Origin of the sequence: Allorhodopirellula heiligendammensis, assembly GCF_007860105.1 — a bacterium.
GTDB lineage: Bacteria > Planctomycetota > Planctomycetia > Pirellulales > Pirellulaceae > Rhodopirellula > Rhodopirellula heiligendammensis.
The window spans coordinates 90,366-116,179 of record NZ_SJPU01000003.1; the positions used below are offsets into that span (position 1 = coordinate 90,366).

At 55.8% G+C, this 25,814-nt stretch carries 21 protein-coding genes; 11 read left to right on the plus strand and 10 right to left on the minus strand.

Translation table 11 applies throughout. The features are described 5' to 3' along the window. Nucleotides 1–8 precede the first annotated feature (8 nt). The 6 genes from Poly21_RS20365 to Poly21_RS20390 are packed head-to-tail and all read left to right on the plus strand — an operon-like array spanning nucleotide 9 to nucleotide 5,282. Nucleotides 9–923: a DUF58 domain-containing protein gene (locus Poly21_RS20365; protein WP_146408919.1), complete on the plus strand. Its 915-nt coding sequence runs from the start codon at nucleotides 9–11 to the stop codon at nucleotides 921–923. Then, nucleotides 920–1,426: a DUF4381 domain-containing protein gene (locus Poly21_RS20370; protein ID WP_146408920.1), complete on the plus strand. Its 507-nt coding sequence runs from the start codon at nucleotides 920–922 to the stop codon at nucleotides 1,424–1,426. The genes Poly21_RS20365 and Poly21_RS20370 overlap by 4 nt, the downstream gene beginning before the upstream one ends. Continuing rightward, nucleotides 1,420–2,493, plus strand: coding sequence for a VWA domain-containing protein (locus Poly21_RS20375; protein WP_146408921.1), 1,074 nt, complete (start codon nucleotides 1,420–1,422; stop codon nucleotides 2,491–2,493). The genes Poly21_RS20370 and Poly21_RS20375 overlap by 7 nt, the downstream gene beginning before the upstream one ends. Further along, nucleotides 2,483–3,412 (plus strand): VWA domain-containing protein, encoded by a 930-nt coding sequence (locus Poly21_RS20380; RefSeq protein WP_146408922.1) that lies wholly within the window; start codon nucleotides 2,483–2,485, stop codon nucleotides 3,410–3,412. The genes Poly21_RS20375 and Poly21_RS20380 overlap by 11 nt, the downstream gene beginning before the upstream one ends. Then, nucleotides 3,409–4,002: a tetratricopeptide repeat protein gene (locus tag Poly21_RS20385; protein WP_146408923.1), complete on the plus strand. Its 594-nt coding sequence runs from the start codon at nucleotides 3,409–3,411 to the stop codon at nucleotides 4,000–4,002. Before Poly21_RS20380 ends, Poly21_RS20385 begins: the two co-directional genes overlap by 4 nt. After that, a complete protein-coding gene (locus tag Poly21_RS20390) occupies nucleotides 3,999–5,282 on the plus strand; it encodes a BatD family protein (RefSeq protein WP_146408924.1) in 1,284 nt (427 codons plus the stop codon). The genes Poly21_RS20385 and Poly21_RS20390 overlap by 4 nt, the downstream gene beginning before the upstream one ends. 83 nt (nucleotides 5,283–5,365) lie before the next feature. On the opposite strand, the gene Poly21_RS20395 is transcribed toward Poly21_RS20390, so the two are convergent. From Poly21_RS20395 to Poly21_RS20405, 3 genes are read right to left on the minus strand one after another with little or no spacing between them, the layout of a single operon-like run. After that, on the minus strand, nucleotides 5,366–6,040 hold the full coding sequence (locus Poly21_RS20395; RefSeq protein WP_146408925.1) for a phosphonatase-like hydrolase: 675 nt from the start codon (nucleotides 6,038–6,040) through the stop codon (nucleotides 5,366–5,368). After that, entirely contained in the window at nucleotides 6,033–8,129 is a 2,097-nt protein-coding gene (locus Poly21_RS20400) for a LamG-like jellyroll fold domain-containing protein (RefSeq protein WP_146408926.1), read from the minus strand. Before Poly21_RS20400 ends, Poly21_RS20395 begins: the two co-directional genes overlap by 8 nt. A 35-nt stretch (nucleotides 8,130–8,164) precedes the next feature. Continuing rightward, a complete protein-coding gene (locus tag Poly21_RS20405) occupies nucleotides 8,165–9,391 on the minus strand; it encodes a phosphonoacetaldehyde reductase (protein ID WP_302119889.1) in 1,227 nt (408 codons plus the stop codon). Between the two features lie 114 nt (nucleotides 9,392–9,505). Here Poly21_RS20405 and Poly21_RS20410 point away from each other — a divergent pair, with 114 nt between their 5' ends. Next, nucleotides 9,506–10,060: a helix-turn-helix domain-containing protein gene (locus Poly21_RS20410; protein ID WP_146408928.1), complete on the plus strand. Its 555-nt coding sequence runs from the start codon at nucleotides 9,506–9,508 to the stop codon at nucleotides 10,058–10,060. A 485-nt stretch (nucleotides 10,061–10,545) separates the two neighbouring features. Here the strand turns inward: Poly21_RS20410 and Poly21_RS20420 are convergent, their stop codons facing one another. The 3 genes from Poly21_RS20420 to Poly21_RS20430 form a co-directional block, all read right to left on the minus strand. Further along, on the minus strand, nucleotides 10,546–11,775 hold the full coding sequence (locus tag Poly21_RS20420; RefSeq protein ID WP_146408930.1) for a DUF1559 domain-containing protein: 1,230 nt from the start codon (nucleotides 11,773–11,775) through the stop codon (nucleotides 10,546–10,548). Between the two features lie 368 nt (nucleotides 11,776–12,143). Next, nucleotides 12,144–13,091 (minus strand): LysR family transcriptional regulator, encoded by a 948-nt coding sequence (locus Poly21_RS20425; RefSeq protein WP_146408931.1) that lies wholly within the window; start codon nucleotides 13,089–13,091, stop codon nucleotides 12,144–12,146. 550 nt (nucleotides 13,092–13,641) lie between these two features. Then, complete coding sequence (locus tag Poly21_RS20430; RefSeq protein ID WP_146408932.1) at nucleotides 13,642–15,978, minus strand: DUF5060 domain-containing protein; 2,337 nt, start codon at nucleotides 15,976–15,978, stop codon at nucleotides 13,642–13,644. Nucleotides 15,979–16,192: 214 nt separating this feature from the next. Here Poly21_RS20430 and Poly21_RS20435 point away from each other — a divergent pair, with 214 nt between their 5' ends. The 3 genes from Poly21_RS20435 (at nucleotide 16,193) to Poly21_RS20445 (ending at nucleotide 20,356) form a co-directional block, all read left to right on the plus strand. Further along, entirely contained in the window at nucleotides 16,193–16,726 is a 534-nt protein-coding gene (locus Poly21_RS20435; protein WP_302119892.1) for a sigma-70 family RNA polymerase sigma factor, read from the plus strand. Next, complete coding sequence (locus Poly21_RS20440; RefSeq protein WP_146408933.1) at nucleotides 16,726–18,162, plus strand: FecR domain-containing protein; 1,437 nt, start codon at nucleotides 16,726–16,728, stop codon at nucleotides 18,160–18,162. The genes Poly21_RS20435 and Poly21_RS20440 overlap by 1 nt, the downstream gene beginning before the upstream one ends. Nucleotides 18,163–18,457: 295 nt before the next feature. Beyond that, entirely contained in the window at nucleotides 18,458–20,356 is a 1,899-nt protein-coding gene (locus tag Poly21_RS20445) for an arylsulfatase (RefSeq protein ID WP_302119895.1), read from the plus strand. 63 nt (nucleotides 20,357–20,419) lie between these two features. Here Poly21_RS20445 and Poly21_RS27775 read toward each other — a convergent pair whose 3' ends face one another. The 4 genes from Poly21_RS27775 to Poly21_RS20465 all read right to left on the minus strand — a co-directional run bounded on the left by Poly21_RS27775 (nucleotide 20,420) and on the right by Poly21_RS20465 (nucleotide 24,305). Next, complete coding sequence (locus tag Poly21_RS27775; protein ID WP_302119897.1) at nucleotides 20,420–20,962, minus strand: hypothetical protein; 543 nt, start codon at nucleotides 20,960–20,962, stop codon at nucleotides 20,420–20,422. Nucleotides 20,963–21,173: 211 nt separating this feature from the next. Next, a complete protein-coding gene (locus Poly21_RS20455) occupies nucleotides 21,174–22,352 on the minus strand; it encodes a TlpA disulfide reductase family protein (RefSeq protein WP_146408934.1) in 1,179 nt (392 codons plus the stop codon). A gap of 127 nt (nucleotides 22,353–22,479) precedes the next feature. Next, complete coding sequence (rsmA, locus tag Poly21_RS20460; RefSeq protein ID WP_302119899.1) at nucleotides 22,480–23,670, minus strand: 16S rRNA (adenine(1518)-N(6)/adenine(1519)-N(6))-dimethyltransferase RsmA; 1,191 nt, start codon at nucleotides 23,668–23,670, stop codon at nucleotides 22,480–22,482. Between the two features lie 11 nt (nucleotides 23,671–23,681). Further along, nucleotides 23,682–24,305: a riboflavin synthase gene (locus Poly21_RS20465; protein WP_146409457.1), complete on the minus strand. Its 624-nt coding sequence runs from the start codon at nucleotides 24,303–24,305 to the stop codon at nucleotides 23,682–23,684. A 144-nt stretch (nucleotides 24,306–24,449) separates the two neighbouring features. Between Poly21_RS20465 and eno the strand changes: the two genes are divergently transcribed. Further along, nucleotides 24,450–25,736 carry a phosphopyruvate hydratase gene (eno, locus tag Poly21_RS20470; protein WP_146408935.1) on the plus strand — a complete coding sequence of 429 codons (1,287 nt, stop codon included), beginning with the start codon at nucleotides 24,450–24,452 and terminating at the stop codon, nucleotides 25,734–25,736. Nucleotides 25,737–25,814: the final 78 nt, after the last annotated feature.

Below are 25,814 nucleotides of genomic sequence, written 5' to 3' on the forward strand. Positions count from 1 at the left end.
TTTGAGTCATGGGCAGTCATCCCTATACACGATTCGAAGACCTTGTTCGCCTGCGTCATGCCGCCGGCGGGTTTTCGTTGTTACCGAAGCAGCCCGTCAGTAGCTTGCTCAGTGGCCAACATGCGTCACGGCTGCGTGGTCGAGGGATGATGTTCGAAGAACTGCGTGATTATCGGCCGGGTGACGATATCCGCCAGATGGATTGGAAGGCGACAGCGAGGTTGCGTAAACCTTATATACGTGTCTACTCGGAAGAACGTGAGCGGACGGTTTTATTGGTTGTCGATCAACGGACGTCAATGTTTTTCGGTAGCGAGCGAACGACCAAGGCGACAGCCGCAGCCGAGGTCGCGGCTTTGGCTGCGTGGCGAGCAATCGATGGGGGCGACCGCATTGGAGCCATCGTGTTTGGCGACGATGAGACGTTGGAATTGCGGCCCCGACGCAGCCGAGAAAGCGTGCTGCACATCTGTCATGAAATCACACGCATGAACCAGCAGTTGTCCGCGGACCAGCTTGCGGAGGACTCGTCGAGGCGTCTCAATGATGCGTTGAGGCAGTGCGTCAATGTTGCCAAACACGATTGTCTCGTTGTTCTCGTCACCGACTATGCAGGCGACGATGATGAAACCCGACGCCTAACCACCCAGTTGGCTTCTCATAACGATGTGTTGGCGTTTTTGGTCTACGATCCGTTGGGGATCCGTCTGCCTGCAAGGGGCCAACTGCACGCGACCGATGGTAGTACCCAGTATTCGATTCCCTCGGGTCCGGAATTTGCGCAGTCTTTTGAAACCTCCTTTCGCGCTCGCTGTGATCAATTGCGAGAGCGACTCGGCGCGATCCGTGTTCCCATCGTGCCGATTTGCACCCATGAGCCGGTGGCTCGACAGATCTTGGCGGCAATGGGGGAACGACCGTGAATGACTCCCATGATGTTGGCAGCCTGGATAGTCTTCGCGATATTGTCGAGCTGTCACCTGTATCGTGGTGGCCGCCCGCTCCGGGGTGGTGGATTTTACTGGCACTGGCAACTGCGCTGGTGTGCTTTGCCGTGTGGCGTTTTTGGCGAAACTGGCGTCGCAACGCCTACCGCCGTGCGGCGATCGCGGACTTAAGTTCAGCGACGAGCCCAGCACAGATTGCAGCGATCCTTAAACGCACCGCGCTGGTCGCCTACCCGCGGATAGATGTCGCGTCGATGACAGGGACACAGTGGTGTGACTGGTTGGCCAAGTCGAGTGGGGCTCCCGTGTCAAGCCGCGCCTCGCAACAACTGATATCGGGCGTTTTTCAGGAGGAGGAGGTAGCGAGTCTTCATGAGTTGAGTGAATTCGCGACGGCCTGGATTCATCACCACGTCGACGCTCGTTTCGCGACTGAAGATATCTGTGACGCAGGTACCGGGAGGCCGACCGAATGCTGACCTTCGCCTATCCATGGCTATTTTTGCTGACGCCCTTGCCCGTCCTGGTTTATTGGCTGGTGCCTCCGCGAACATCCAATGATGTTGCCGTTCGGACTCCGTTCTTCGATCGCGTACAACAGGCGAGCGCGGGTCAACTGAGGACTGACGCGAGTGATCCGATGCGCAGCCCGCTAGTGATCTCCACTCTCGTGTGGCTGTTCATTTTGCTGGCACTGACGCGTCCACAATGGCTCGAACCACCGATTGAGAAGACAATCCCCACGCGAGACTTACTATTGTTGGTGGATTTATCGGGATCGATGGATGAAAAAGATTTCACGGGCACCGATGGTAAGCCGATCACCCGATTAGCGGCAGTGAAAGAAGTATTGGGTGATTTTCTGATTCGTCGCAAAGGCGACCGCGTGGGTTTAGTCGTGTTTGGAAATTCGCCATTTCTGCAGGTTCCTTTCACAACCGATTTAGAACTGTGTCAGCAATTGCTCGATGAGACCGCCGTGCGGATGGCGGGTCCGAGGACCGCATTGGGGGACGCGATTGGATTGGGGATTCATCTGTTCGACAATAGTGACGCTCCTGCCAAGACGATCATTGCCTTGACCGATGGCAACGACACAGCGAGCTCGGTACCGCCCGTCGAGGCGGCCAGGGTGGCGAAAGATCGCGGGATCAAAATCAACACGATCGCGATGGGTAACCCCCAGACAGTCGGAGAGGAGAAACTCGATCAGGTATCGTTGCGCTCGGTGGCTCAGGAAACCGGCGGCAACTTTTTCCTCGCTCTGGATCGGTCGCAACTTGTCAATGTTTATGCGGAACTGGACAAAATCGAAACGCGAAAAGTGAAGACAGTCAGCTTCCGCCCGCGACGCGATCTGTATTATTGGCCCCTTTCAGCGGCCGTGTTGGTCTCCCTGGCCGGTCACATTTGGCTGCTGTGGACCAATCGTCGGGATACCACGGCGAGTTCATCGCCGATGCGATTGAAGGTAAATCCGCGAACCTTTGAGCTGGAGACCATTGAGTTGACTCCTGCCCGCGGGGAGGTCAACCATGCTGGCTAATTTTCATTTTATCCGTCCGTACTGCCTCTTGTTCATTCCGGTCGTCATCCTGGTGTGGTGGCTGGTACGTCGGGCTCACGATCCACTGCGTGGTTGGCGGTCTTCAATGGATCACGAACTCCTGACAGCCCTGACTGTAGGGGATACCACACGTGACAGATGGCGCAGCGTGGTAGTACTGGTCGCATGGTTGCTGGCAACTATTTCCGTGGCGGGGCCGACATGGCATCTGGAACCCTCGCCCTTTTCAGATGATCCGGTTCCGCTGCTGCTGCTGCTGCTAGCGGACGAGTCCATGGACCAGGACGACCTGGCCCCGAGCCGGATGGAGCGAGCTCGATTGAAGGTAGCTGATATTGCGAACAGTCGCAAAGGTCAGCCGCTCGGGTTAATCGCTTACGCTGGCACGGCGCACCTCGTGTTACCACCGACACGCGATACTTCGGTGGTTGCGACCATGGCTGCCGAAATCAGTCCAGCTATCATGCCCAAAGACGGTAATTCTCTCATCGACGCGTTGCAGCTTGCCAGTCGAACGCTTCAACAGAGTGGCGGCTCGGTGATTGTGATCGCCGACGGCGTGCCTGTGGAAGGTGCCGCGGCATTGACGAGGTTTCAGCAATCAAGCTCGCTACCTGTACAGATACTGGAGGTGGCACCAGCTGATTCTGCCGATGCATCTGCAATGGATGCGGCGGCAGCAGCATTGAAGGCGAGAGTGGTTCGGATCACCCCGGATGACGAGGACGTGCGAGGATTGATACGTGATGCCGCACGCTCTCCACGAACTGTGGCTGCGGCGGATCGTGGAACCCGCTGGGCCGAATCCGGCTGGTGGCTTGTGCCGGTTCTTTGCGTCCTAACGCTAGTCTCGTTTCGCCGCACGGTCTCGAATGTTCTCCAGGAGCGGGACTCATGAAACTAATGGCAACAATGCTGCTGATCGGTGCGTTCACGTGGTCGGATCTTTGGTTTTCTCCCGACCAACGAGGACAGCGACTGATGCGTGACGGTGAGTTCGCTCAGGCCGCTGCTGCGTTCCAGGATCCAATGCGGCAAGGCATTGCATGGTTTCGCGCGGGCGAGTTTAAAAAAGCGGAGCAATCCTTTCGACGGCTTTCAACTCCCGACGCGATCTATAACCGTGGCAATTGCCAGGTGATGCAAGGCAAATATGAGGCCGCTGTTGAGACCTACGATCGTGCACTCAAGCGGCAGCCAGATTTTCCAGCTGCCACAACCAATCGCGAGATTGCAGTCATCCGCGCCAAGCGAGTTGCGCAGGAAGGCGGCGATCTCGGGGATCAGCAGGAAGGTGCTGACGACATCACGTTCGACAAAAAGGAGCCGGGCGGCCAAGAGACGGTCGTGCAAGCGCAGCAACCAATCTCGAGTGCCGCCATGCAAGCGATGTGGCTCCGCCGCGTGCAAACAAAGCCAGCCGAGTTTCTCAAAGCAAAGTTTGCTTACCAAGATGCATTTGCCGGCACGCAGGGAGATTCCAAATGACAGAGTTGCGTGGGACTTTTTTGCTGCTAGCACTGATTGGGCCAGTATCGAGTTGGGCTGAGCAAAGTTCGGTCGAGGCATCGATCGAAAAGAAGTCAGCCTGGACGGGGGAGGCCGTGCCGCTGACGATAAAGCTGTTCTCGCCGGGGCCATTCGATGGCACGCCAGCCTTCGATATTCCTCAACTACCACTCACTGCCATTATCAAGACCTCTGGCAGCCCGATTGTGCAAAGCGAGGAAATCGACGGAGATTCCTGGTTTAGCCAACAGTATGAGTTCGTGATCTATACCCAACGTGAGGGCGAAATCGTGCTTCCCTCATTCCAAGTTCGCTTTGAGGGAAAGAGAACATTCACGGGCGACGCTGAGCCGATGCAGGGCAACACGAGCGAACTGCGGTTCCAGTCCAAGCGACCTCCTGGTACGCGTGAACTTGGATTTGTTGTCGCAGTGTCTGCGTTAGAAATTTCACAGCAATGGAACCCCGATTCGGACAGCCCCATTAAGGCGGGTGACGTGATTGAACGAAAAATTTCGCGTCATGCCGACGGCACCACTGCGATGATGTTTAACCCGATCGAGCCCGCCGCACCCGAGGGGATTCAGGTATATCCCTCCGACCCCGTCGTGCAGGACGATACAGAGCGGGGGGCATCCCAGGCCGAAAGAGTCGATACGATCAAGTATCAGTTCCCGCGCGGCGGCACGTTTGAATTGCCGGACATCACTCTGACATGGTGGGACACGAAGAACAGCTCACTGCAACGCCAAACGTTGGCGGGACGATCGGTCGAGGTTGTTGCTGCACCGCCAGTAGCCGCTGTGCCCACATCATCTTGGCGGGGAAGATTGAGCTGGATTTTCATATCGATCGCAGCAATGGGTATCCTGGGATGGTTGATCCGTAAACCGGTAGTGGCAGCCATTTCCCGGTGGCATGCCGTGCGAAATAGCCCAGAGCGACTTGCCGCCAGACGATTGGGTTCCGCGTGCCAGTCGAACGATGCGCCAGCGGCCTACATGGCTTGGATGGATTGGCAGTTGGCCATGGAGGCATCCGATCCGACTTGGCAGACTCGGTTGCCAGTCGCGCTTGCCAAGGAGTTTCGCAGCCAATGCGACGTCCTCACTGGTGAGCTCTATGCAAGCCATAAAGCCGAATCTCGTTGGGACGGCCCAGCGTTCATCGAAGTTTTTAAGCGTGTCTGCCACGCGCTCACTCAACCTGCCGGATCACAGGGTGCTCCTCCCGCACTTCCCAAACTCAACCCGACCTAGCGACTTCCAGTTTCGCAAGGCTGAACCAATCGCCATCGCTGGTGATTGATGCTCCTTAATAGGCTTTTGCTGTCGATTTGAGTTCAACCGAGAACGTGTGGTAATAACTCGCTGAGATGATTGATCACTGCCGTTGGGGTCGCGTTGAGCAGCTGCGTTTGCGTTTGTGCGCCGGTCGTGATGCCAAAGGTCATTCCGCATTTCGCATTCTTGCCCTCTTCAATATCAATCTCGCTGTCGCCTACTTTGACAACCGCGCGAGCGTCCTTTACTCCCGTGGCAGACATCGCTTGGAAAATCATATCAGGAGCCGGCCGTCCATTCTGAACGTCGCTCGCGGTGATCAATCCGTCGATATCTGCGCCGATCGTCCAGCCAATCTTGTCAATCAGGCCTTTCGCTGTGACTCGGTCGTAGCCAGTATTTAGTACGACCTTAATCCCTCGTTTCCGTAACGCCACAAAGACTTCGGTTGTACCGGGTTGCGGTCGGACATGCAGGACCGCGTATGCTTGGGCGAGCCGCTGTTGGAAGTCCGCGAAGATGGCTGCCACCTCGTCTGCTGAGTGCTGGTTTCCATCGGTAGCCAAAACGTCGCGGATCGCTTGTGATTTTTCCTTGCCAGCTCCAGCCGTCTGAACTTGGTCCTGGGTAAATGCATATCCAGCAGCGTTGATTGCTTGGCGAACGGTTTTGTAGACGACGTTATCTTCATCGACAGTGGTGCCAGCCATGTCGAATACAATCAATTCAATCATTGTCCAATTTCTTTTCACGCGAATGTTGCGAGCCGGATGCTGGCTCATTGTGTTGTGTGAAGACCGACTCGATTTCTTGTTGACTAAGCGCACGTTCCCATACTGCGACTTCGTCGACCCAGCCATCGAAGTTGCGTCCCACCGCGTCGCGGTGACCGCCGATTACCAACCCACCGAACTCGGCGGCAGGTCCAGAGACAGGCAATTGGTTTGATGCAGCTCGTTTACCATCGATGTAGAGGTTGATTTGCTTTGAATCAAATGTGAATAACACGTGAGTCCAGCGGTCGAGGAGCTGTTCGCGATCAATCAAGAAGTCAAATGGACCCTGCGCGAGAGTCGTGGGTGCCATTTGAGATTGCGCTGGTTTCAACGTAACGGTATGCAATTGCAAATTAACTTTACCTTCGTCCGCTGCTGCCGCGCGGAGCCCCAGTGACAAATGCCATGCCGTTTTGGGGCTGGGATGACCTTCGGCAGTACTCTCCAGCAAAAAGTGTCGGTCCGTCGATTCTGCACCTGGCAGACTTTCAGGCTTGAACCAGAGCGAGACGGTGTGGGCGTCTGAGTTATCATCCAGAAAGCTTCGCTGAACCGTCACGGATTGCTGTTGGTCACGATGCAGGCGAACGGCTCCGCCGCGGATCCCTCCCTCTGCGAAGATCGCAGCACCATGGTGTGAAACGGCGTCGATGCGATTTCCCAAGATGGAATCGTTTTCAAAGCCATCATCGAAGTGCCAGTTCGCTCGCAATGAGTTTTGCAATCCTTGAGGGAGTTCTCGCGGTGTCATCTCGCTGAGCCTTAACTCGACGCGGCGATTGACCTTTCCATCGGTTTGCCGATACTCGGCGATCAGGTGAGGCTCCTCACCGGTTCCGTCTGCGGTCAGAGTGAGGAATTGCCAGCCTTCGACTAAGGACCACTCCAGCGATGGGTGATAGACATCCAGTTCTGTGATGGTGCGAGTGTGGCCAGGTGAGATGACGAAATCGTGAAGGTTGTAGCCAACCCGTTGTGGGTGGACGAGGTGTCGGGACACGTGGATGTCCCCACCCAATAATGTGACACCCGAAATTTGCTCTTCGGCGACGAAATCTAACAACGCGTCCCGTTCGTACCAGTAGGTAAACATGTCGTCGATCTCTCTGTTCTTCTTATCCTGCCAGACGGAGCCAAGTGCGATCACCTTGAAGGGCGCTTCGGACGCTTTCAGTCCACTGAGCAACCAGGTCCATTGGTCGGCACCAAAGCATGTCGTCTCCGCCGGATCGACTGGCGACGGTTCGGTTTGAGAGAAATAACGTGGATCCAGTAGGAAAACTTCAATCATGCCTAGATCAACTTTATGATAGACGCCCTCGCGGCCATTGCCATACTGAGTATGTGCGCGATAGTCGACGAATCCCCTCCGCGTGTTGGGCTTGCCAGATATCATATTCAGACCATTGCCGTTATTGCGGCCAAAGTCATGATCGTCCCAGACACCAATGGTCGGCGTGTGCGTCGCCAACGATGCTAGGTCCGGCATTTGCAGAAACATCCGATGCCGCTGGCGGACAACATTCAAGTCAGAATTGTCGATGTATGGCGTGTCCCCCATCAAGCACAACGTATTCACGCCCAAGGACTCCATCTCGTTCCAAATGCCATTGGGCTCAATGTCGACGCAGGATACAAAACCAACGGTGACGCAGTGTCCCTCACGGGCGGGACTGGCTGTGGTGAACCTGTGCTTGGGACCGGGGGCAATCAGCGTCCTGGTCGGACTGCCGAGAGCATCGATTTGGTAGCGATAAGTAGTCGCCGGGGTGAGACTATTGACAGTGAACTTGGCGACGTGGTCCGTGCTCTCGTCAGCCAATGATTCGACGATCGAAACAACGCTGCCACTCTCGGACAGTACAGTCAGCTGCAGTTTTTGTTCCTCACCACTCGGCCGGTAAAGCAAATGGGCAGTAGTCGCCTCTACCGTACCCACAAGTGGCCCAACGACCTCATTGGCACGTACATGCCAATGCGGCGGAAAGATCCAGGCGAGGCAGAAACTCAGCACGAAAAGCATCCACTCTGGTATGCGAAATAACATGACCGTGCGTTGCAAACTTACTCGCTGGTTTATGATCATCGGAAAGACTCTGTCCTTGGGGAAGATTGCAGCAGTTCCATGAGTGTCGTCGCATCGGCGGACCGGGGATTGTTCGACATGCGCTCGGCGTTCACGCTGGTGACGATTTTTCTCAGCGTCGCAGCGTCTCCGACCCCTGCCCGCGCAGGCGAACACGCACACCCGATAGCGGTGATCATTGTATCGAGCTGCACGCAAGCCTCGTGCACACCGGCAGTACCCAACAGGTTCATAATCAATTCGATTCGCTTGCGAACATGATCAGCGCCCCTTGGATCCATGCAGTCTTCGTCGGATACGCCGGCATTGTGTGCCAGCATCCGGCTAATGGTCATCGCAACGGCCATGCCATGTGGAATCTTGTGCTGTGAGGTGAAGCCATACGATAGGGCGTGAGAAGCAGTCGTTTTGCTGATGTTGATCGCCTTGCCGGACAGATGCGAAGCTTGGCACATGCCCATCCGCGATACTGGCGATGGTTGAACGACCGCATCGACGAGGTGCTCTCGAGCGAGCTCAACGGCTGCTGCTGCGTAGCCGACCGATTCGTCGGTCGCGCCGACCGCCCAGATCGATTCAATGGCTTGGCAAAATGCATCCAATCCCGTCGCCGCTGTGATCCGTGGCGGCAGACTTGCCGTCAAACTCGGGTCAACGATCGCGTGGCTTGGCAGCAGGAACTTGTGAGAGACAGAATACTTTTGCTGGTCCACGTAAGCGACAGCGAATTGGGTCGCCTCACTTCCCGTGCCCGCTGTTGTTGGAATCGCCACCAGGGGCGGACCGCATTTCGTAATACCGACCCTACCGGTCACAATATCCATAGCCGTGGCGGGCTGGACCGCGATCGACCCAATTAATTTGCCCAAGTCGATCGCAGTGCCTCCGCCCAGTGCAATCACTATCTGCGGGCGAGTCTTTTGGAATTGTCGAATTCCTCGCTCGATGTCATGAAATTGAGGGTTCAGTTCAAAGTCGTTGAACCGTGTAGCCTGGCATGTTGCCAATGCCGTGGTGAGGATCCGATTCGCCCCCGACGCGTGCGCAGCGTCCTCGTCAACGACCAGCAAAACCCTCTCGGCACCGAAATCTCGAACCAGAACGCCTATACTATGGATCGCGTTCTCCGCGAGGTTAACCGTCGGTTCGCCGCAAAGGTTCTCAGGCATGGCTGGTTTGGGGTAGTGATTTACGATCAACAGAAAGTGATTTTTAATCCACATGGGCTTCCGATGCAATGCAGCTCTTGGGCCGAGCATGGCAGCGGCCAGCAAGCAGCGACGTCACCGTTATCCGAGCATATAGCTATCGATGATCGCTTGATTTAGAATCACGACATGAACGTCGTCGAACTTGCTCAGCGAATCCGCGCCCATCGTCTCGCCCAGCATCTAACTCTCGAGGAGGTGGCCTCGCAGACGGGCCTGACGCGGAGTTGGCTTTCCAAGGTCGAGAATTTTCGCGTCACACCGTCACTGCAGGCGCTAGGTCAGATTGCCAGGGCGTTGGGCGTGTCGGTCAGCGACTTAGTATCCGGCCTGGATGAGAAACCGACACTCGTATCGGTGCGTAAAGACGAACGTCAAGTGGTTCAGCGGGACAACAATGCTCGCAACGAAACCGTCTACGAATCGCTGGCTCATAAACGTCCCAATCGATCGATGGATCCGTTTTTGCTGACGGTGCCAGCCGAAACTGTTCGCGACGAAGCCCTCTCCCACGAGGGTGAGGAGTTTCTGATGTTGCAGGGTGGCACGATCGACTTTGAATATGACGGCAACATCCAGACCCTGCGAGCGGGAGACTGCCTTTACTTCGACAGCAATGTGCCGCATCGAATTCTTAATCCGTATAAGCGTCCAGCGACGGTGCTATGTGTCTTTAGTAAATAGCATTCTCGCGCGCCCCTAGCGTCAAGAATATTTTTGTGATCACCCTCCGCTCCGCGATCGCGATGCATTGAGAAGCTCTCGCGGAGCGCAGATGATCACAATGGTTTACTTGAGCCGGCATCAGGTAATCTTTGCGTTCGGCTCGCAGTTCATCGGTGTGCCGTTATTTGTCTATGGAGACGGATTCCTCGTTTGAGAAGTTGGACTCATCTGCGTAGAAAGCAGCCCGTTCGTCCCACAGTTCACCCTGTGTTTCAATGGTTCGGTTTTCAGAACTCCCGCATCCTGGAATCAAAATGCCAAGTGTGAGAGTGACGGCTGAGACAATAAAAAGTCGGATCATTTGAGAATTGGTATGGTTAGAGTGTGTGGATTGAGACTGGGGACTGTTGTCTCGTAATCGTCGGGAATAGTTGCGCCGTTTCCCACAAACCAGTATCGTGGACCCGAGGCGCGCCGCACTCAGACGAGACGTTTGTGAGCGGTCAAAAATCGCTATCGATCACTTCACTGGATGCTCGTGTTCCCAACGCGCCCCAAAGACCATAAGGGCTTTGCGATCCTGGTTGTCTTGCGCCGTTGCCGTTGATCCACACGCAGCCCGCTGATCCATTCCCGGCGTCAATGGAGTCTGTAATGAAACGGACCGCTCCATCACCCATCAGGACGTGAGCACCGCCTTGGTGTCGACTCGACGCGGGAGCGATTCCGTATCCAGAGTCCCCACCTGAAACACAGAGCTCTGAATTGGGTGCAAGAATTGCGGTGAAGCATGAGAACCCAGTGCGTGCATCGGACCATATGTAGCCGCGCATCTGGAAGACCTTTGCAAATCCATTCGGAGAGTTGGAGTAGTTGATATCGCTCTTGTAAAATTGGGGACGCTCGGGATCGATGTATTTCGCACATGCTTGAGCGGGGGCGTCTCTCAGGAGACCTTGGTTGCCATTGATCATTAGCGTGGTGGAAATATCACGATCGCCAATATCGGTCGCAATTTCGCCGCACATCATCGTTGAGGACAGCCCATCGAGCACCTCTCGAAATTGGCCTTGGAATCCGGGCTGAAAAAATCCACGATAGGCCGCCCTGGCTCGGGAGACATCGTTGGAAGTGTAGCGCAACTGTCCGTTCTGAGGGTTGTCGGGCCACCTCATGTCAGACCAGTCGGGCGAATCTCCAATGCAGGCGGCGTAATTGGTGCGTCCCAAGGCTGGTAGTCCAAATCCCGGATCACTAGGGCATCGGTAAGTTCCTACCTCGGTGATCCAGGGCTTGTACTCTTGCTGTCTGGGTGAGGGGCCCATCGGTGACCAGGGCTTGCCGGGCGCCCCACCGCTGGAGGTCTCATTGTTTGGATTGGAAATTTGTTGCCACAGGGCTTGCTGCTCTATAAATGGTGTGAGTCCAACTAAGAAGCTGAGCGTATATTCGTTGTGGCCTCCCCCATTATTCTTATTGCTGATGCCGCTGTTGTAGTAGCTGCCCTGGGCGGAGTGGGTGCCCATGTGATGAACTGGCATACGGCCGTACGCCGCATGATAGTTGTGGATGCCCAGTCCAATTTGTTTGAAATTATTGCTGCAGCTCATTCTCCGAGCCGCTTCTCGTGCCGCTTGAACGGCCGGTAGCAACAGACCGACCAACACACCAATGATCGCGATCACAACCAGCAACTCGACGAGCGTGAATCCGTCCCGTTGTTGACGCTTCATACTAAAATGCCACATAGGATTTGCCTTCAATATAGAACCGGGGTGAACTTCAAATCGACAACGCCAAGATTGCCCGGCTGACTGCACGGCGCGCCTCAGGGCTCCACTTCGTGCGTGGCTGTCGCTCGAAAAACCTTGACGAGGTCTTACGGTATCACCAGGGTGTCATTAATGCGCTATTGAAGGCGGTTCATTCTCCCTAATATCATTAGGCAGCGTTAAATCGCTGGGTGACCGATTAAGCTGGATCAGATCATCAGCACTCGTTCTGAGCACGTCCATGCGATCCTAAACACTGGGGGCGGCGCATCAACCAGGTCTTGGGGAGCCGCCACTGGGGGCTCTTTCAATTCGGTCTCGCCTGCCAATCAATGGCTTGCCAACGCTAGAACGCACTGACGGAATGCGCTTTGATGAGCGGGTTCACGACGGTTGCGGCGTGACAGAATGACCAGCTTTTCCTCGCCGAAGACTGTCTTTAAACTGCGAAAGCCGAGTTTCTTTTGGACTCCCCTCTCCGCATTGAAAAGCGTAATCTGACGGCGGTTAAGGGGGACGATCGCGATCCCAATTCCGAAGCGTACAAACTGCAGCATCAGCTCTTTCGTGTTGGTCTCACAGACATTTCGCACATCAGCCAGCAACCCAGCACTTTCGAATACTTGATCGACACGCGTCCGTGTATTCGATCCGGCGTGATACATTACCAGCGGATATCTGACGAGCGCCTCTGGTGTGATCTTGACTTCATCCAGGATTGGATGGTCGTCCGGGCTCACCATCGTGAATGGGACTGAGGCGAGATGATCGACATTCAGGCTTTTTGGGAACGAAGTTTCCAGTGTACCGGCAATGGCGAGATCCACATCACCTTCCTCGAGCATTTTTCGGGCTCGATTGGAGTCCACGTCAATGAAGTTAAGTTCAACGTTGGGGAATTGAAAGTTATATTCGCGAATCGATTCCATGAGATCGTAGATGAGCTTGTTCGCCGGCGAGGCGATCGTGAGTCGTTGGGCAGCTAATGAAGCTCGCCCTTTGAACTGCTCCAAGATCGAATCGAAACCCTCCAGAATCGGCCGGGCGAGTTGAACGAACTGTTTGCCATCTTTGGTGAGCGTGACCTCCTGACGATTGACCTCTACCAAGGCAATGCCGAACTCCTGCTCAAGGGCACGCACTTGCTGCCAAACCGAAGGCGTCGACAATTCCAAGACCTCGGCCGTGGCAGCAAATCCATCGCCCTTGGCAAGCTCTACAATCGCGCGAAACTGAGCAATTCGGATCTGCTTGTAGTATCGGCGTTTGGTCGTCATGGGCCTGGCCTAGAAGTTGCGTAGATGGAACGAGCTCCTTCGTCAAGATGGCCGACATGACGCTCGCAAGTTTCTGTGCTCATCCTTGCAGACTCATGCGATGATCTCTCGCTGCGGTGGTATGCCGACATCGCTCAAACACCGCCTTACTCGAATGGTGCTGTGACCGCATTGATCCAAACACATTGAGCCATTGCAGGCACGTAGCGTCTTGCCGCACCACAATAAGATGGCGGAGCGAGAGACATGGTCCCTGACCCGGGTGAAGGCCCTTGAATTCTACACGTCCCCCCTGACGGTTCCATTGTAGAATTCTGAACGTCCATTAGGAAAAATGGAAGGATGCATCGGTTTTTCTCAGCCGAGACCGAATGATCCCCGCTCCGCGTCACGGCGGGCGAGGCCGCGTCACGGCGGGCGGGGCCGCGCAACGGCGGGCGGGGCCGCGTCGAAGATTATGCGGGCCATCCATGCTTGGCCTGAGGTCACTTTCAACCGCCCAAATGAAGGACGGCCTCGCACACAACGTCGCGAGCGTGTGCGAATTGGGCTAGTTGTTGGCGGGCGCGTTCGCACCAGGGACAAGAATGGTCAGTGATCGCCATCGTCCACGCGAGAAAGCGTATGCATCGCCCTCTGGTACCTTGCCATTGGAGGCCGAGTTGAACTCGATACGAATCGTGTCCCCGGGTTTCAATGACACAGCATCGAAGCGATGTTGAATTGCCTCATAGTCACGAACAGACTCCGGGTTTTGAACCTCATCGATCTTTTTTTCTGCAACGAAGATCCGATAGGTGGATTCACCGTCAGTCTCGGTGAGTGACGTCAGTACCAAATCGTAGACGCCCGCATCCCCTTTAAATTCGGTCTCTGCTGCGGCAAATTGACTTTGATATTTGGCTGCATTGATTGCTAATGCTCTGCGGACGCTATCTTTGTAGCTCGGCACGAATGGGTCCGAGGCGACGGCCTCAAAATTGATCACGGCGCGCAATACCCATGTGTTCTCCGGGGAGCCTTTCTCGCTTACTTGAGAATGATCTTTGCCACTGGATTCGCTACGGCGTACCACGGCTAACCAATCGTGTCCTGGATCGCTCGGCGGATTGCCGAGCGAAACCTTGCCGCCCCCCTGCACGATCTGGGTGGATCCAGTTAGCAGCGGGCCACCGTCACGTGGATTGAACCACTGAACCTCGAAGGTTCCTGTGACATCCGAGAGATCGAGCGTCGCTGAATTCGCCTTCTTAGCGAACACGATGTAGAGCGTCCCGGGATCGCAGAGGCAGTAGGCATTTTTATCGTCAATCTTGCTGTCGGCATTTTTCATATTCCAGAACGGGATCTCGTGTTCCGTGAAGAAATCGATCGCAATTCGGCTTTGTTCCCACATCTTCTGACGCACGCGATAGTCTTCACAAGTCAGATCGCTGTGCGCGTGTTTGTATCCGAAGTACCATTCCACGCCGGCACCGCCAGCCATGATGTTCCCCCAAAGTGCATTTTTCCGCGCGTTATCACGAGTCGGGTCCTCCGTGTCGGGAACTAAGGAGTGCTGGGCATCGCCAGGCTCATCGCATGCCACCACCCACGGTTTCCCTGCTTCGTCAGAGCGGCGAATGTAGTTCAGGGTGGCGCCATGCACTTGACTGAAATCAGCTCGATTGGTCTGGAGAGAGAAGCCCGTGAGTGCCGAGGCGTCTCCGAGTAGATCAAAGTGATTGTTCCCGTTATGTATCACGATGGGGTGTTGATAAGGATCGTGGGTCCAAAAGTATTCTGCCCAATCCGTTTTCTTTTGTGTGGATACTTTGTGACCCAAGCCAACCTCTTCGCCCAGGTTCCAGTTGAGCGCGAGATGGTGGGCGAAGCGGGCGATGATTTCGCGATAGTACAACTTTCGCTGGGGGCCCATGTTGCCGTCATCGAGCAGATTGACGTTCTCGGCTTCCTGAGTCTTGAAGTGCAGGTGCATGCCTCGATGGGTTCCATGGGCAAAGACAATTTCCCATTGATCCATCCGTGAACAGTCGATTCTTGCGCGCTCATCATAGTTGGTGTAGGGGAACACATTTCGATCATCGCCGTCGATATTGAGGGTGAGGAATGAGAATGCATTTAGCCCTTGGGAGGCGAGATAATTGACTGCGCCAATGATTCCCTTACCTTTACCGTCCTGCCAGCTTGGATCACCAGGCATCCAGTCTTGGACATGGGGTGCCCAGTCCTTGACCAGATTGTCTTTGTGACCATCGGATTTAAAATCGCCATCAAAGTCTTCGTAGGCAAGAAAATTTTCAGGAGCGTCCGCTCCGGCTTTCAGAAAGAACTCACCGCTCCCAGCGAATTGCAGATGATGCTTGCCGACATAGTTCAGCCGCCCTTTGCTGCGAAAATCTCGTCCCGATTTGTTGGTTTCTTGAATCTGCAAGGTGCCACTCAAACCGTCGACAGCAGGTACGGGCGATCCCGCGCTGTCGACATCCGAGATACCGATATCGGCGCCTTCTCGGAATGAAACTTCGTACGTCCACTTGCCGGGGTGATCGGGTGCGAGATGAGCTCGCCATCGATTGCCCGAGGTCGCCGAGGTATTGGCAGCATCGCCATCGGCGGCGAAGTAACCAGGCACGACGTAGGTCAGTCCTGACGCAGCATGTTGAAACGTTACCTGCATGCGGTAGTCGAGGAATGGATTCACGTCACCATCTTCGGAGGCGTGCGGCCCGTCGAGCGTGAGCGTGATCTTGTGCCACTGCCTCAGCTCCCCGCTGACCGTCGCTTCGGCCGCAATTGCGACGCCCGACAGCAGTAACGAAATTCCCAGGATAAAAATACTGCAACTGAAAAGTCGCGTTCCGTTTGCCTGAAGCCGTTTTGTCATTACCGAGATTCCCTGAAACTGTGATTGAAATCAAATCATTCATCTTGTTACGGACCATTGAATCAAAGATGCCAACCGTGCACATGGAAAACAAAATTTTCCCAAACCATACTGAATCTTGTGCACGATTTGAGCATTCCGGCAAAGTATATTCAGCGGGTTGCTGCAGCTGCCCAAGAGACAGGTGCTGTGGTCCTATTTGAAAGAAAGTGTTGTGGACAGTCGCTCATTTCAGGCATTCCTAAGTATTACTGAGAACCGATCTCGGATTCTGGCGATGATTGTGACCATGGTCCAGGACTTTGACGTTGCGGAGGATTTATTTCAGGAAACCGTGATCGAAATACTCAACAGCGAAGAGCAGTTTGATCCGACAAGGAGTTTTACGCCCTGGGCCTGTGGGATCGCCAAGAATGTTGTGAGGCAACATTGGCGGCGCCAAAAACAAACTCCCTCCAGCGGGCTCGATGAGATGATTTCCGACTTGGCGATGGTCAGTACCGAGGGCGACGATGATCTGTGGCATCGGGAGCAGAAGGCGCTGCGAAGTTGTTTTCAGAAGTTGCCCAGCCGCATGCAGCAACTTTTGCTGTTGCGTTACGGTCATAACATCAAGGGCCGAGAATTGGCTGAGTCCGTCGCCTGTCGCCCCGGTTCGATTCGGACGACGCTGGCGAGATTGCGCGGACAACTGCGTCATTGCATTCAGGCCAAGACAGCCGAGAAAATGGTAAAGGCGAATCTGTAATGACTGAGAGTCGCTTTGACGATTTGATGAACTGCTATCTCGATGGAACGGCCACCGCAGACGAGCTGAGTGAACTGCACAAGGTGGTGCATGCGTCGGAGTCGTGGAAGCAGCAATTTCAAGCGGCGACGCGCTTACACGTTCTGCTGCGCGAGACGCTTGTCGAGCAGGTGGAACTCCAATCGATTCAGGGGACGATCACCCAGCCGGGCTTTGGAAAATCACGGAGCTGGATGTACGCGATGATCGCCATCGCGGGGGTTCTCTTGATCACGTCCACCATCGGCTACCAGAGGTTTTTTCGCCCCGGTGATGCTGGCCTGGAGATGGCGGTCTGTATGAGCGTATCGGGTAGCGGCGAGACATCGATCGAAAGAGGTGCAAAGCGTTTTCAGGCAGTACCGAACTTCTCGCTCCGGGCGGGAGACCATGTCGTTTGCGATGCGGATGCGCAAGCGATGGTGCGTCTGGCGGACGGATCGATTTTATCAATGGAACCCGGCGCAAGGCTAACACTGGTCGCAGACTCGGCCGAAGTCACTCTCCAGCAGGGCGAGGCCTTTTTCGAGATCGCGCCACGTCGACAGGGAATGCCCGCCTTTCAGGTCCGTACGGGGCACTCCACCGTGGCTGTGATGGGTACGATTTTCTCACTCGTGGCGAACGACCAGACCGAGCTTAAAGTCTACGAAGGCAGCGTGACGCTGACCCGAAACAGTGACCGCGCCACGGTGGAGGTTCGCTCTCAGGAAATGGCGTCGACCGGGATGGCGAGTTTCGCGGCAGAGAAACTGTCGCAGCCACCGATGGAAGTTCTACAGCTACTCCCAACCGACGACGTGACGCTGGATCGGGGCGAGCCAGAGCGCAATCAGCGACTGAAGGTGGAGGGTGAGCGGCGCCGTGCCTACCTGCGGTTTGATATCCCAGAACGAACGGGAGTCCGCTCAGCTCGGCTACGGCTAACCCAGAGCATCGACTCCGGTACCGGGACGCTCCGGTACTTTTTAGGCGACCACGCTGATTGGAGTGAAGATAGCTTGGCCGCTACGGCAGCACCGAGTTTATGGATCCAGGTCGCAGAACGCACTGGGGTGGTTCAGCGAGGTCAGGTCATCGAAGTCGACGTTTCCAATGCGGTACAGCGTCCCGGGCCAATAACGATCATCGTGACGTTAGACACAACGGACGAAGATGACATCTGGTTTGGTTCGAGGGAAAGTGACACGCCTCCGCAGCTGATCCTGAGCTATCCGCCAAGCGGCGTGGACGGCTCACAATTCCCAGATACAAATTCGTCCCAGCGATCTGGCGATTCCGAGCATCATGGTGCCGTGAGGATGTTGAAGTCGGTCGCGCCTGCCGCCAATGCAACCAATCATCCGCCCGTCGTAGCGACGCAGCTTCCCAGGTTCGCTCAGGCTGGTCAACTTTAACGTTGTGGCCCGGGGCGATTGTCCTGACGCTGGAACGGGCGAGATGATTTTCGATTATCCTAGTTTTCGATTTACCTACCTGCGCGTAGCGATTGCGGCCTCTGAAGGGGCCAGCCTCCTGTTGATTTACTAACCCGATGCGCCAGGAGGCAGTCCCACTCTTCGCTCGCTTACGCTTTGGATTAATATTCGTGCATTTGGCCAGCGAAAGCAACTAACCCAACAGGCTGCTAGGTGCCACGTCCGCTTAGGAATCAGCAGTGCGCCCCATTCAAGCGATCTCGGAAGTCTCACGATGCAAAGAATGATATTCAAGATGATTCAGCTGCTTGGTCAGCCCACCTACGAACCGGTTGGTGCTACGTCCCGCAGGTTTTTTCGGCTTCCGTTGCTGCACCTAACGATGCGTTTGGCACTATCTGCTGCGTTCGTCTTGCTGGCATCGCTGTTTCGTACCGCCCCACTTCGAGCTGATGAAAATGATCGACCCAACGTTGTGGTGATACTTGCCGACGATCAGGGGTGGGGAGATTTGAGCCTGCATGGTAACCCCAATCTATCGACGCCCCACATTGATTCGTTGGCTCGCGATGGAGCGCACCTCGAAAACTTCTATGTATGCGCTGTCTGTTCGCCCACACGAGCGGAGTTTCTGACAGGACGCTATCACACGCGGATGGGGGTCTACAGCACGTCGGCGGGCGGAGAACGCTTTGACGCGGGCGAGCAGACGATCGCCGAACTGTTTCAGCGGGCGGGCTACGCCACTGCGGCTTACGGCAAGTGGCACAGCGGAATGCAGTGGCCCTATCATCCCAACGCGCGAGGATTTGACGATTTCTACGGATTTTGTAGCGGGCACTGGGGCAACTATTTCGATCCGATGTTAGAACATAATGGTCAGATCGTCCAAGGACAGGGGTTCCTGCCTGATGACTTGACCAATCATACGTTGGACTTCATTAGCGACCACAGCGGCAAGCCGTTTTTCGTGTATCTAGCTCTGAATACGCCGCATTCGCCGATGCAGGTCCCACAAGAGTATTGGGATCGCTTTTCGGATAAGGAGATCGTTCCGGACCCGGCTGCCGAAAACGCCAAAAAGCAGGATACACCCCACACGCGCGCCGCCCTGGCGATGTGCGAAAACATCGACGACAACGTCGGCCGCTTGTTAAATCACCTGCAATCCACCGGAATCGCGGATAACACCCTGGTAGTTTATTTCAGTGACAACGGCCCGAATGGCTCTCGGTTCAATGGGGGCATGCGTGGCCGCAAGGGGGCCACATTCGAAGGTGGATTGCGGTCTCCCTGTCTGATCCGGTACCCGCGTCGTATCGCGCCGGAGACGACGGTGAAGTCCATTGGCGGTGCGATTGACGTACTCCCCACGCTCTGTGAATTTGCGGGCATCGATTGGGAGTCACAGCAGTTGCCCGATCGTCCGGTCGATGGCCTGTCCCTCGTGAGACAGCTGACAGGACAACTGCCATCGGGCTCCAGCGGAGAACGAATGCTGTTCAGTACTTGGCACCAACGTCCTACCGTTCGAACCCAGCGTTATCGATACCACGACAACGGTGGTCTCTTCGATATCGTGAACGATCGCGGAGAAAATAACGACATCAGCGGAGCCGAGCCCGCGACTGCCAATCAACTTGCCGAGAAATTGCGGGATTGGAAGTCAACCTGGGCAGATGCGGAGAATCAGCAATTTCGTCCGTTCCCGCTCGGACATCCAGAGGCAACCTGGACCCAACTGCCCGCTCGAGATGCTGAATTCAGCGGCACCATCCAACGTAGCAATCGATACCCCAATTGCACCTATTTGAGGAACTGGATTGATACCGATAGCGAGATCACGTGGGACGTCGACGTGCTCAGCCCAGGACGCTACGAGGTACAGCTCTATTACGCGTGCCCGCAGGCCGATATCGGATCGAGCGTTGAACTGTCTTTGGGAACCGAAACGCTCAATGCTACGATCAGTCGCCCGGTGGAGAGCCCGCTGTTGGGCGCAGCGGATGATCGCGTTGCCCGGCAAGAAGGCTACGTCCGAAACTGGCAGCCGATGACCCTGGGCATGATGGAACTGACGCCGGGGCGGGAAAAATTGCGGTTGAAGGCAACCGAGGTCGCTGGTTCTCAGGTCGCCGAAATGCGTTTAATAATGTTTCGTCGCTTACCTTAACTTTAGGCATCGAAACATTAGACCTCGTCTTACCCCTCGCCGAGCGAAGTCTTGCGGACCGATTCAGTCCCTGCTATTCAACGCTCGCTCGACGGAGGATCGTGTCGGCGCAGGCGGCGCTAGCGCAATACCAGCGGACTGCAGCGCGTCGTCGAAAATTGGCTGGGGACTACCCATCACGAGGAACCCGTCTTGTCGCTCATCGTCGACGTACAGTCGAGCTTGCAGGCAATCGAAACAAAGGATGACGTCGTACGTCGTACCCTCGTGTTGGGCCCGGATCGCGTGCCGGGGGGTAAAACAGGCTGCTGCGATGCCGTCGTTCTCGTCGATCCCAGCCTGGAGGGCGTCGAGCAACGCACCGCTGGCTTCTTTGTCTGAAATGACGGTCGATCCCAGTACAGTCCAGTCATGAAACAACGGCTCCGTTTCCGCCTGCGGATCCACGTCCGGTGCAACGACTGGTTCCGATTTCAACAGGGTGGGGTCGAGGGAGTACAGTTCAATCGAGCTTGCCTCACGCAGTTTTTCAACGAGCGTTGTGGGTGATCGCTCTGTCGAACACCCGGCACCTAGAAGTAGCAGGACGATTATCGTGAATCGCATGGCAGTCGGGCGCTGAGAAATCGAGATAACATCTGTCCGGGGATGCACGCTGCGCTCGACGACCGGATCGACTCTGAAACGTTTTGGGAATTGAAAAAAATTTCCGTCACAAGCACGCCTATCGCCCCAGACGATAGGCGGTTGCTCATTTCAAGGCTTACCCCGCCGAGCGGGGATTCACGGTGTCAGCAATGCCTGTGACAGCGGCTCGCTATTTCGCGGCCTTGGCGTCGTCAGCTTTCGCGTCCTCGTCGGCTGGTTCGTTCGCCATTTCCTTGATTTCATCAAGCATCTGTTGCATGCGTTCTTTCTGTGTGCCTTCAGATAACTCGATTGCTTGAGTTTGAGCCGCGATGGCTTTGTCGAAGTCAGACATTGAGGCACTGATCTGAGCGATGCACAGATACATCAGAGGTTTGATTTGATCGTCGGCTTTGTCAACGTCCGCTTCCAACGCTGCGATCGTTTCCGCAGCGAGTGGGCCGGGATCAGTACCCTGTTGCATGGAGGACATCAGACCGAACCCGAACTGGGTGACCGCGCGGGCGTCGCCCTTGGCATCAGCGATTTGCTTGCGGAAGAAGCTAATCACTTCATCGGACATGTCACCAGCATCCAAACGGAGGTTGTAGCGGAAATTGGTGAGTTGCTCGCGAATCATTTCCGATTTGGGGCTGTCACCCTTGATTTCTTCGAGCACCTTGTCGACGACCTTGATGGCGTCGTCAAACTTGCCTGCCCGGGCGAGCTGATTGATTTTCTGCATTGCTGCGAGCATTTGCTGCTCCTGCTTCATCTGCTCCTTGTAGGCTTCTCGATCCCACGTACCCGCAACAACCTCGGCGAGTGGTTCGTCCATTTCCATCGGGTGACCAATCCACTCAACCAAGCCCGTTTTGCCCACGAGGAATGCACATGGAATGCCGTTTTGTCCGGCAGCCAACATGTAGTCGGTGCTGACCGATGCATCGGGATCGGTCGTGATTGTGTAGGCGCTGGTCAGTTCACCGAACGTTTGATCTTTCTCGGGATAGTCCTTCGCCATCAGTTCGTCGACCGTCTCGACGTCTTCGTCCGAGATGCTAATGATCTGCACGCCTTCACCCCGGTATTGGTTCTGCAGTTCAGCCAAGTGCGGCATGCTGGCAATGCAGGGGCCACACCACGTTGCCCAGAATTCAACGACGTAGATTTTGTCTTTTTCAAAATCCGTGACTTTCCCAAGACCGTCCTTGGGGTCATGGACATAGTGTTCGATGTCCAATGCAGGTGCCTTGTCACCGATGTGCAGAGTCACTTCGGCCGAAGCGGGTCGGGAGGCGAGGAGAAATCCCGTCGCGGCGACGGTGCAGGCAAGCGTAGCGGCGAAACGAAAATATCGGCGGGTCATGCGGAAACCTGAGCGGGTTGATAGTTAAGCGAGTGAAACACGATCGCTTGCGCGACCGCCACTTCAGAATACAGGTGGGTTGTCGGCCCGTCGAGTGTGGCCGTCCTTCTCTAAATGGCGGACGAGATCATCCCTCCGCCGCCATCTCGGCTTGCCGCAGCGTTTCGACGAGCGTTTCAATCTGCTGCAGATCAAGTTCCTCAGCGCGAGCGTTTTCACCGTGTCCCAGTGAGGCGAGCACCTCATCAACGGCAGATTTGTCTAACCGTCCCTTAAAAGCACTGATGACCACACTGCGAAGAAACTTGCGGCGATGAAAGAACAGCGACCGCACCGTCTGATGGAAGTACACCAGGTCGGGGATCGCTTCGCGTCGGGCATGATCGAGGTCGAGCCGGATGATGGCCGATTCGACTTTGGGCCGCGGCCAAAACACGCCCGGGGACAACACTCGCACGATCTCAGCGTGGCAGATCGACTGCACCCATACGCTCAGCGCACCGTAATCCTTCGTACCGGGAGAGGCGATCATCCGCTCGGCGAGTTCCTTCTGGATCGTTACGACAATGCGATCAGGCGGCGGCGTTTCGTGTAGCAGGTTGCTGATGATTGGCGTCGCGACGTTGTATGGCAAGTTGGCAACGAGCATGAAGCGGCCGCCCTCGGGTAATCGTGCCTTGGCATCGCGAACACTCTCCATGATATCGCTGCGGAGGGAATTCTTGTTCCGTAGAGCGTCACCCTGGATGAGCTTGACGTGGGGGTAGTCAGCCAATTCCTCGCCAGCGAGTTGGTGTAGGTTTTTGTCGATTTCCACCGTCAGAATTGCGCCGGCTTGCTCCGCCATGATCGCTGTGAGCGAACCGACACCGGTCCCGATTTCCAGCACCAGATCGCGTTTCGTCAACTCTGCAGAGCGGGCGATCAGCTCCACCAAGTTGAGGTCGACGAGGAAATTTTGACCGTACTTGGAAACCGGACGCAGCCCGGCCGAAGCTAATCGTTCGGAGAGATAGCTGACCGTTTGCCGCGGTCCCTGCTGGGCCCGTTTGGCCCGGATGTAGGCGGCATGCGAGGTGTCGACCGGCGCATCGTCCACCACCGAGCGTTTGGACGCCGGTTGCTTCGATTTCGATTTGAGTGGTTCCGAAGCGGTGGACGATGTCGGTCGGGTGATCGAAGCGGGACGCCGATGCCGACTGCGGTCGCGATCGAGCCGGATCGGCTCAATCGATTCGGCAGAGGATTCATCGGCCCGGGGGCTACCGGGCACATCGGCGGGATCGTCAGTGGGGGGCACGTCGTCAGGAGCGTTCATCGATATTTGTTTTAGTTTCCGCGTTGTTGCAGGCTGCGCTGCACGTATTTAGCAAGGATATCAGTTTCTAGGTTTACCGTATCGCCGACGATACAGTGCCCCAAGGTAGTGGCGGCGAGGGTGTGAGGAATCAGAGCGACGGTGAAGTAAGCGTCGTCAGCATCCCCCACATCGACAACGGTCAGGCTGATGCCGTCGACTGTGATGCTGCCCTTGGCGACGATTTGGTGGATATATTGGCCAGGGATGCTGAATTTTAAGTGGGACCAAGGCGGATCGTCCGTCCGCTGGGTCAATTTGCCGATTGCGTCAACGTGCCCTGTCACGTAGTGACCGCCGAGCCGATCGCCGACGGCGAGGGCCCGCTCTAAATTCACGCGAGATTCCCCAGGATGGAGCTGACCCAGATTGGTTCGCTGCAGCGTTTCCTCGCCGGCTTCGAATGAAAACCGCTCCGCCTCGATCTCGACGACCGTCAAGCAGCATCCGTTGATCGCGATACTGTCCCCAATACTCGCGCCCGGCGTCCCGTCATCGCTGCAGAACGCAGGTGCGGCCACGGTGATCCGTTTCCCGGGAGGTTGGTCGTCGATCGCGACTACGTCGGCGAGGGTTTCGATCAGTCCGGTGAACATGAAGGGGCAAGGTCGATTGAGTATGGGGGCGGGGTATTCAATTTGCCGCTCATTGGACAAACTACGCCACGAAAGCACAACGCCCAGCGTTTTTGACACTCGTCTACTCCTCGATTTCTTCACCTTTCAACCAATCAAAAAACCATGACACTGATTGAATCCATTCATGCCCGCCAAATCCTCGACAGCCGCGGCAACCCCACTATCGAGTGCGAAGTCACCCTGATGGACGGTGCGGCCGGCCGCGCTGCTGTCCCAAGTGGTGCCAGTACGGGCATTCACGAAGCCTGGGAACTGCGTGACGGCGATAAGTCCGTCTTCATGGGCAAGGGCGTCACCAAAGCAGTCGAGAATGTCAACGGCAAGATCGCCGATGCGCTCGAAGGCATGGACGCGACTGACCAAGCCGCCGTTGACCAAGCCATGATCGACTTGGACGGAACTCCCAACAAGAAAAATCTAGGTGCCAATGCGATTCTGGGCGTCTCTCTGGCGACGGCCCATGCGGCAGCTGCGTCGACGAACCAGCCTCTCTTTCGCTACCTCGGTGGCTGTGGTGCCCGCATGTTGCCCGCTCCCATGATGAACATCATCAATGGCGGTGAGCATGCTGATAACAACGTCGACGTGCAAGAATTCATGGTCATGCCGCTCGGCTTTGAACGGTTCAGCGACGCGTTGCGGGCCGGTACCGAAATTTTCCACAACCTCAAAAAGGTGCTCGCGGACAAGGGCTACAACACCGCTGTGGGCGACGAAGGTGGATTCGCACCCGACTTGAAGAGCAACCAAGAAGCTCTCGACGTGATCATGACGGCTATCGACAAAGCCGGTTACAAGGCAGGCGAACAGGTCTGGATCGCCCTGGACGCGGCCTCCACCGAGTTCTACGACAGCAAGACTGAGAAATACACGATCGACGGCAAGGAATTGTCTGGTGACGAAATGGTCGATTTCTTTGCCGATTGGTGCAACAAGTATCCCATCTGCAGTATCGAAGACGGCTGCAGCGAAGATGACTGGGACACCTGGAAGAAACTCACTCTCAAACTTGGTGACAAGGTGCAACTCGTCGGCGATGACTTGTTTGTTACGAACGTTGAGCGTCTGCAGCGAGGTATCGACGAAGGCATCGGGAACAGCATTCTGATCAAGGTGAATCAGATCGGCACGATGACCGAGACCATCGACGCAATCCAATTGGCGCACCGCAATGGTTACACCTCGATCTCCAGTCACCGCAGTGGCGAGACGGAAGACAGCACCATCGCCGATTTGGCTGTGGCGTTGTCGACGGGACAAATCAAGACGGGTTCGGCGAGCCGTTCGGACCGCATGGCCAAGTACAACCAACTGTTGCGAATCGAAGAATTGCTCGGCGACGCAGCCCAGTACGGCGGACCAATCTTCGCTGCCAAGTGCAAAGCGTAGTAGAGCGGGCGCGGTAGCGTTTAACGAGCGTTAAGACGCCTCGTCCTTCACCCTCGAGACGCCGATTTCACCGGCGAT

Bases quoted from the DNA above. Each gene is read 5' to 3' on its own strand.
- Poly21_RS20365 (WP_146408919.1), top strand. From the start codon at position 9: ATGGGCAGTCATCCCTATACACGATTCGAAGACCTTGTTCGCCTGCGT.
- Poly21_RS20375 (WP_146408921.1), top strand. From the start codon at position 1,420: ATGCTGACCTTCGCCTATCCATGGCTATTTTTGCTGACGCCCTTGCCC.
- Poly21_RS20380 (WP_146408922.1), top strand. From the start codon at position 2,483: ATGCTGGCTAATTTTCATTTTATCCGTCCGTACTGCCTCTTGTTCATT.
- Poly21_RS20385 (WP_146408923.1), top strand. From the start codon at position 3,409: ATGAAACTAATGGCAACAATGCTGCTGATCGGTGCGTTCACGTGGTCG.
- Poly21_RS20390 (WP_146408924.1), top strand. From the start codon at position 3,999: ATGACAGAGTTGCGTGGGACTTTTTTGCTGCTAGCACTGATTGGGCCA.
- Poly21_RS20395 (WP_146408925.1), bottom strand. From the start codon at position 6,040: ATGATTGAATTGATTGTATTCGACATGGCTGGCACCACTGTCGATGAA.
- Poly21_RS20400 (WP_146408926.1), bottom strand. From the start codon at position 8,129: ATGTTATTTCGCATACCAGAGTGGATGCTTTTCGTGCTGAGTTTCTGC.
- Poly21_RS20405 (WP_302119889.1), bottom strand. From the start codon at position 9,391: ATGTGGATTAAAAATCACTTTCTGTTGATCGTAAATCACTACCCCAAA.
- Poly21_RS20410 (WP_146408928.1), top strand. From the start codon at position 9,506: ATGAACGTCGTCGAACTTGCTCAGCGAATCCGCGCCCATCGTCTCGCC.
- Poly21_RS20420 (WP_146408930.1), bottom strand. From the start codon at position 11,775: ATGAAGCGTCAACAACGGGACGGATTCACGCTCGTCGAGTTGCTGGTT.
- Poly21_RS20425 (WP_146408931.1), bottom strand. From the start codon at position 13,091: ATGACGACCAAACGCCGATACTACAAGCAGATCCGAATTGCTCAGTTT.
- Poly21_RS20430 (WP_146408932.1), bottom strand. From the start codon at position 15,978: ATGACAAAACGGCTTCAGGCAAACGGAACGCGACTTTTCAGTTGCAGT.
- Poly21_RS20440 (WP_146408933.1), top strand. From the start codon at position 16,726: ATGACTGAGAGTCGCTTTGACGATTTGATGAACTGCTATCTCGATGGA.
- Poly21_RS20445 (WP_302119895.1), top strand. From the start codon at position 18,458: ATGCAAAGAATGATATTCAAGATGATTCAGCTGCTTGGTCAGCCCACC.
- Poly21_RS27775 (WP_302119897.1), bottom strand. From the start codon at position 20,962: ATGCGATTCACGATAATCGTCCTGCTACTTCTAGGTGCCGGGTGTTCG.
- Poly21_RS20455 (WP_146408934.1), bottom strand. From the start codon at position 22,352: ATGACCCGCCGATATTTTCGTTTCGCCGCTACGCTTGCCTGCACCGTC.
- rsmA (WP_302119899.1), bottom strand. From the start codon at position 23,670: ATGAACGCTCCTGACGACGTGCCCCCCACTGACGATCCCGCCGATGTG.
- Poly21_RS20465 (WP_146409457.1), bottom strand. From the start codon at position 24,305: ATGTTCACCGGACTGATCGAAACCCTCGCCGACGTAGTCGCGATCGAC.
- eno (WP_146408935.1), top strand. From the start codon at position 24,450: ATGACACTGATTGAATCCATTCATGCCCGCCAAATCCTCGACAGCCGC.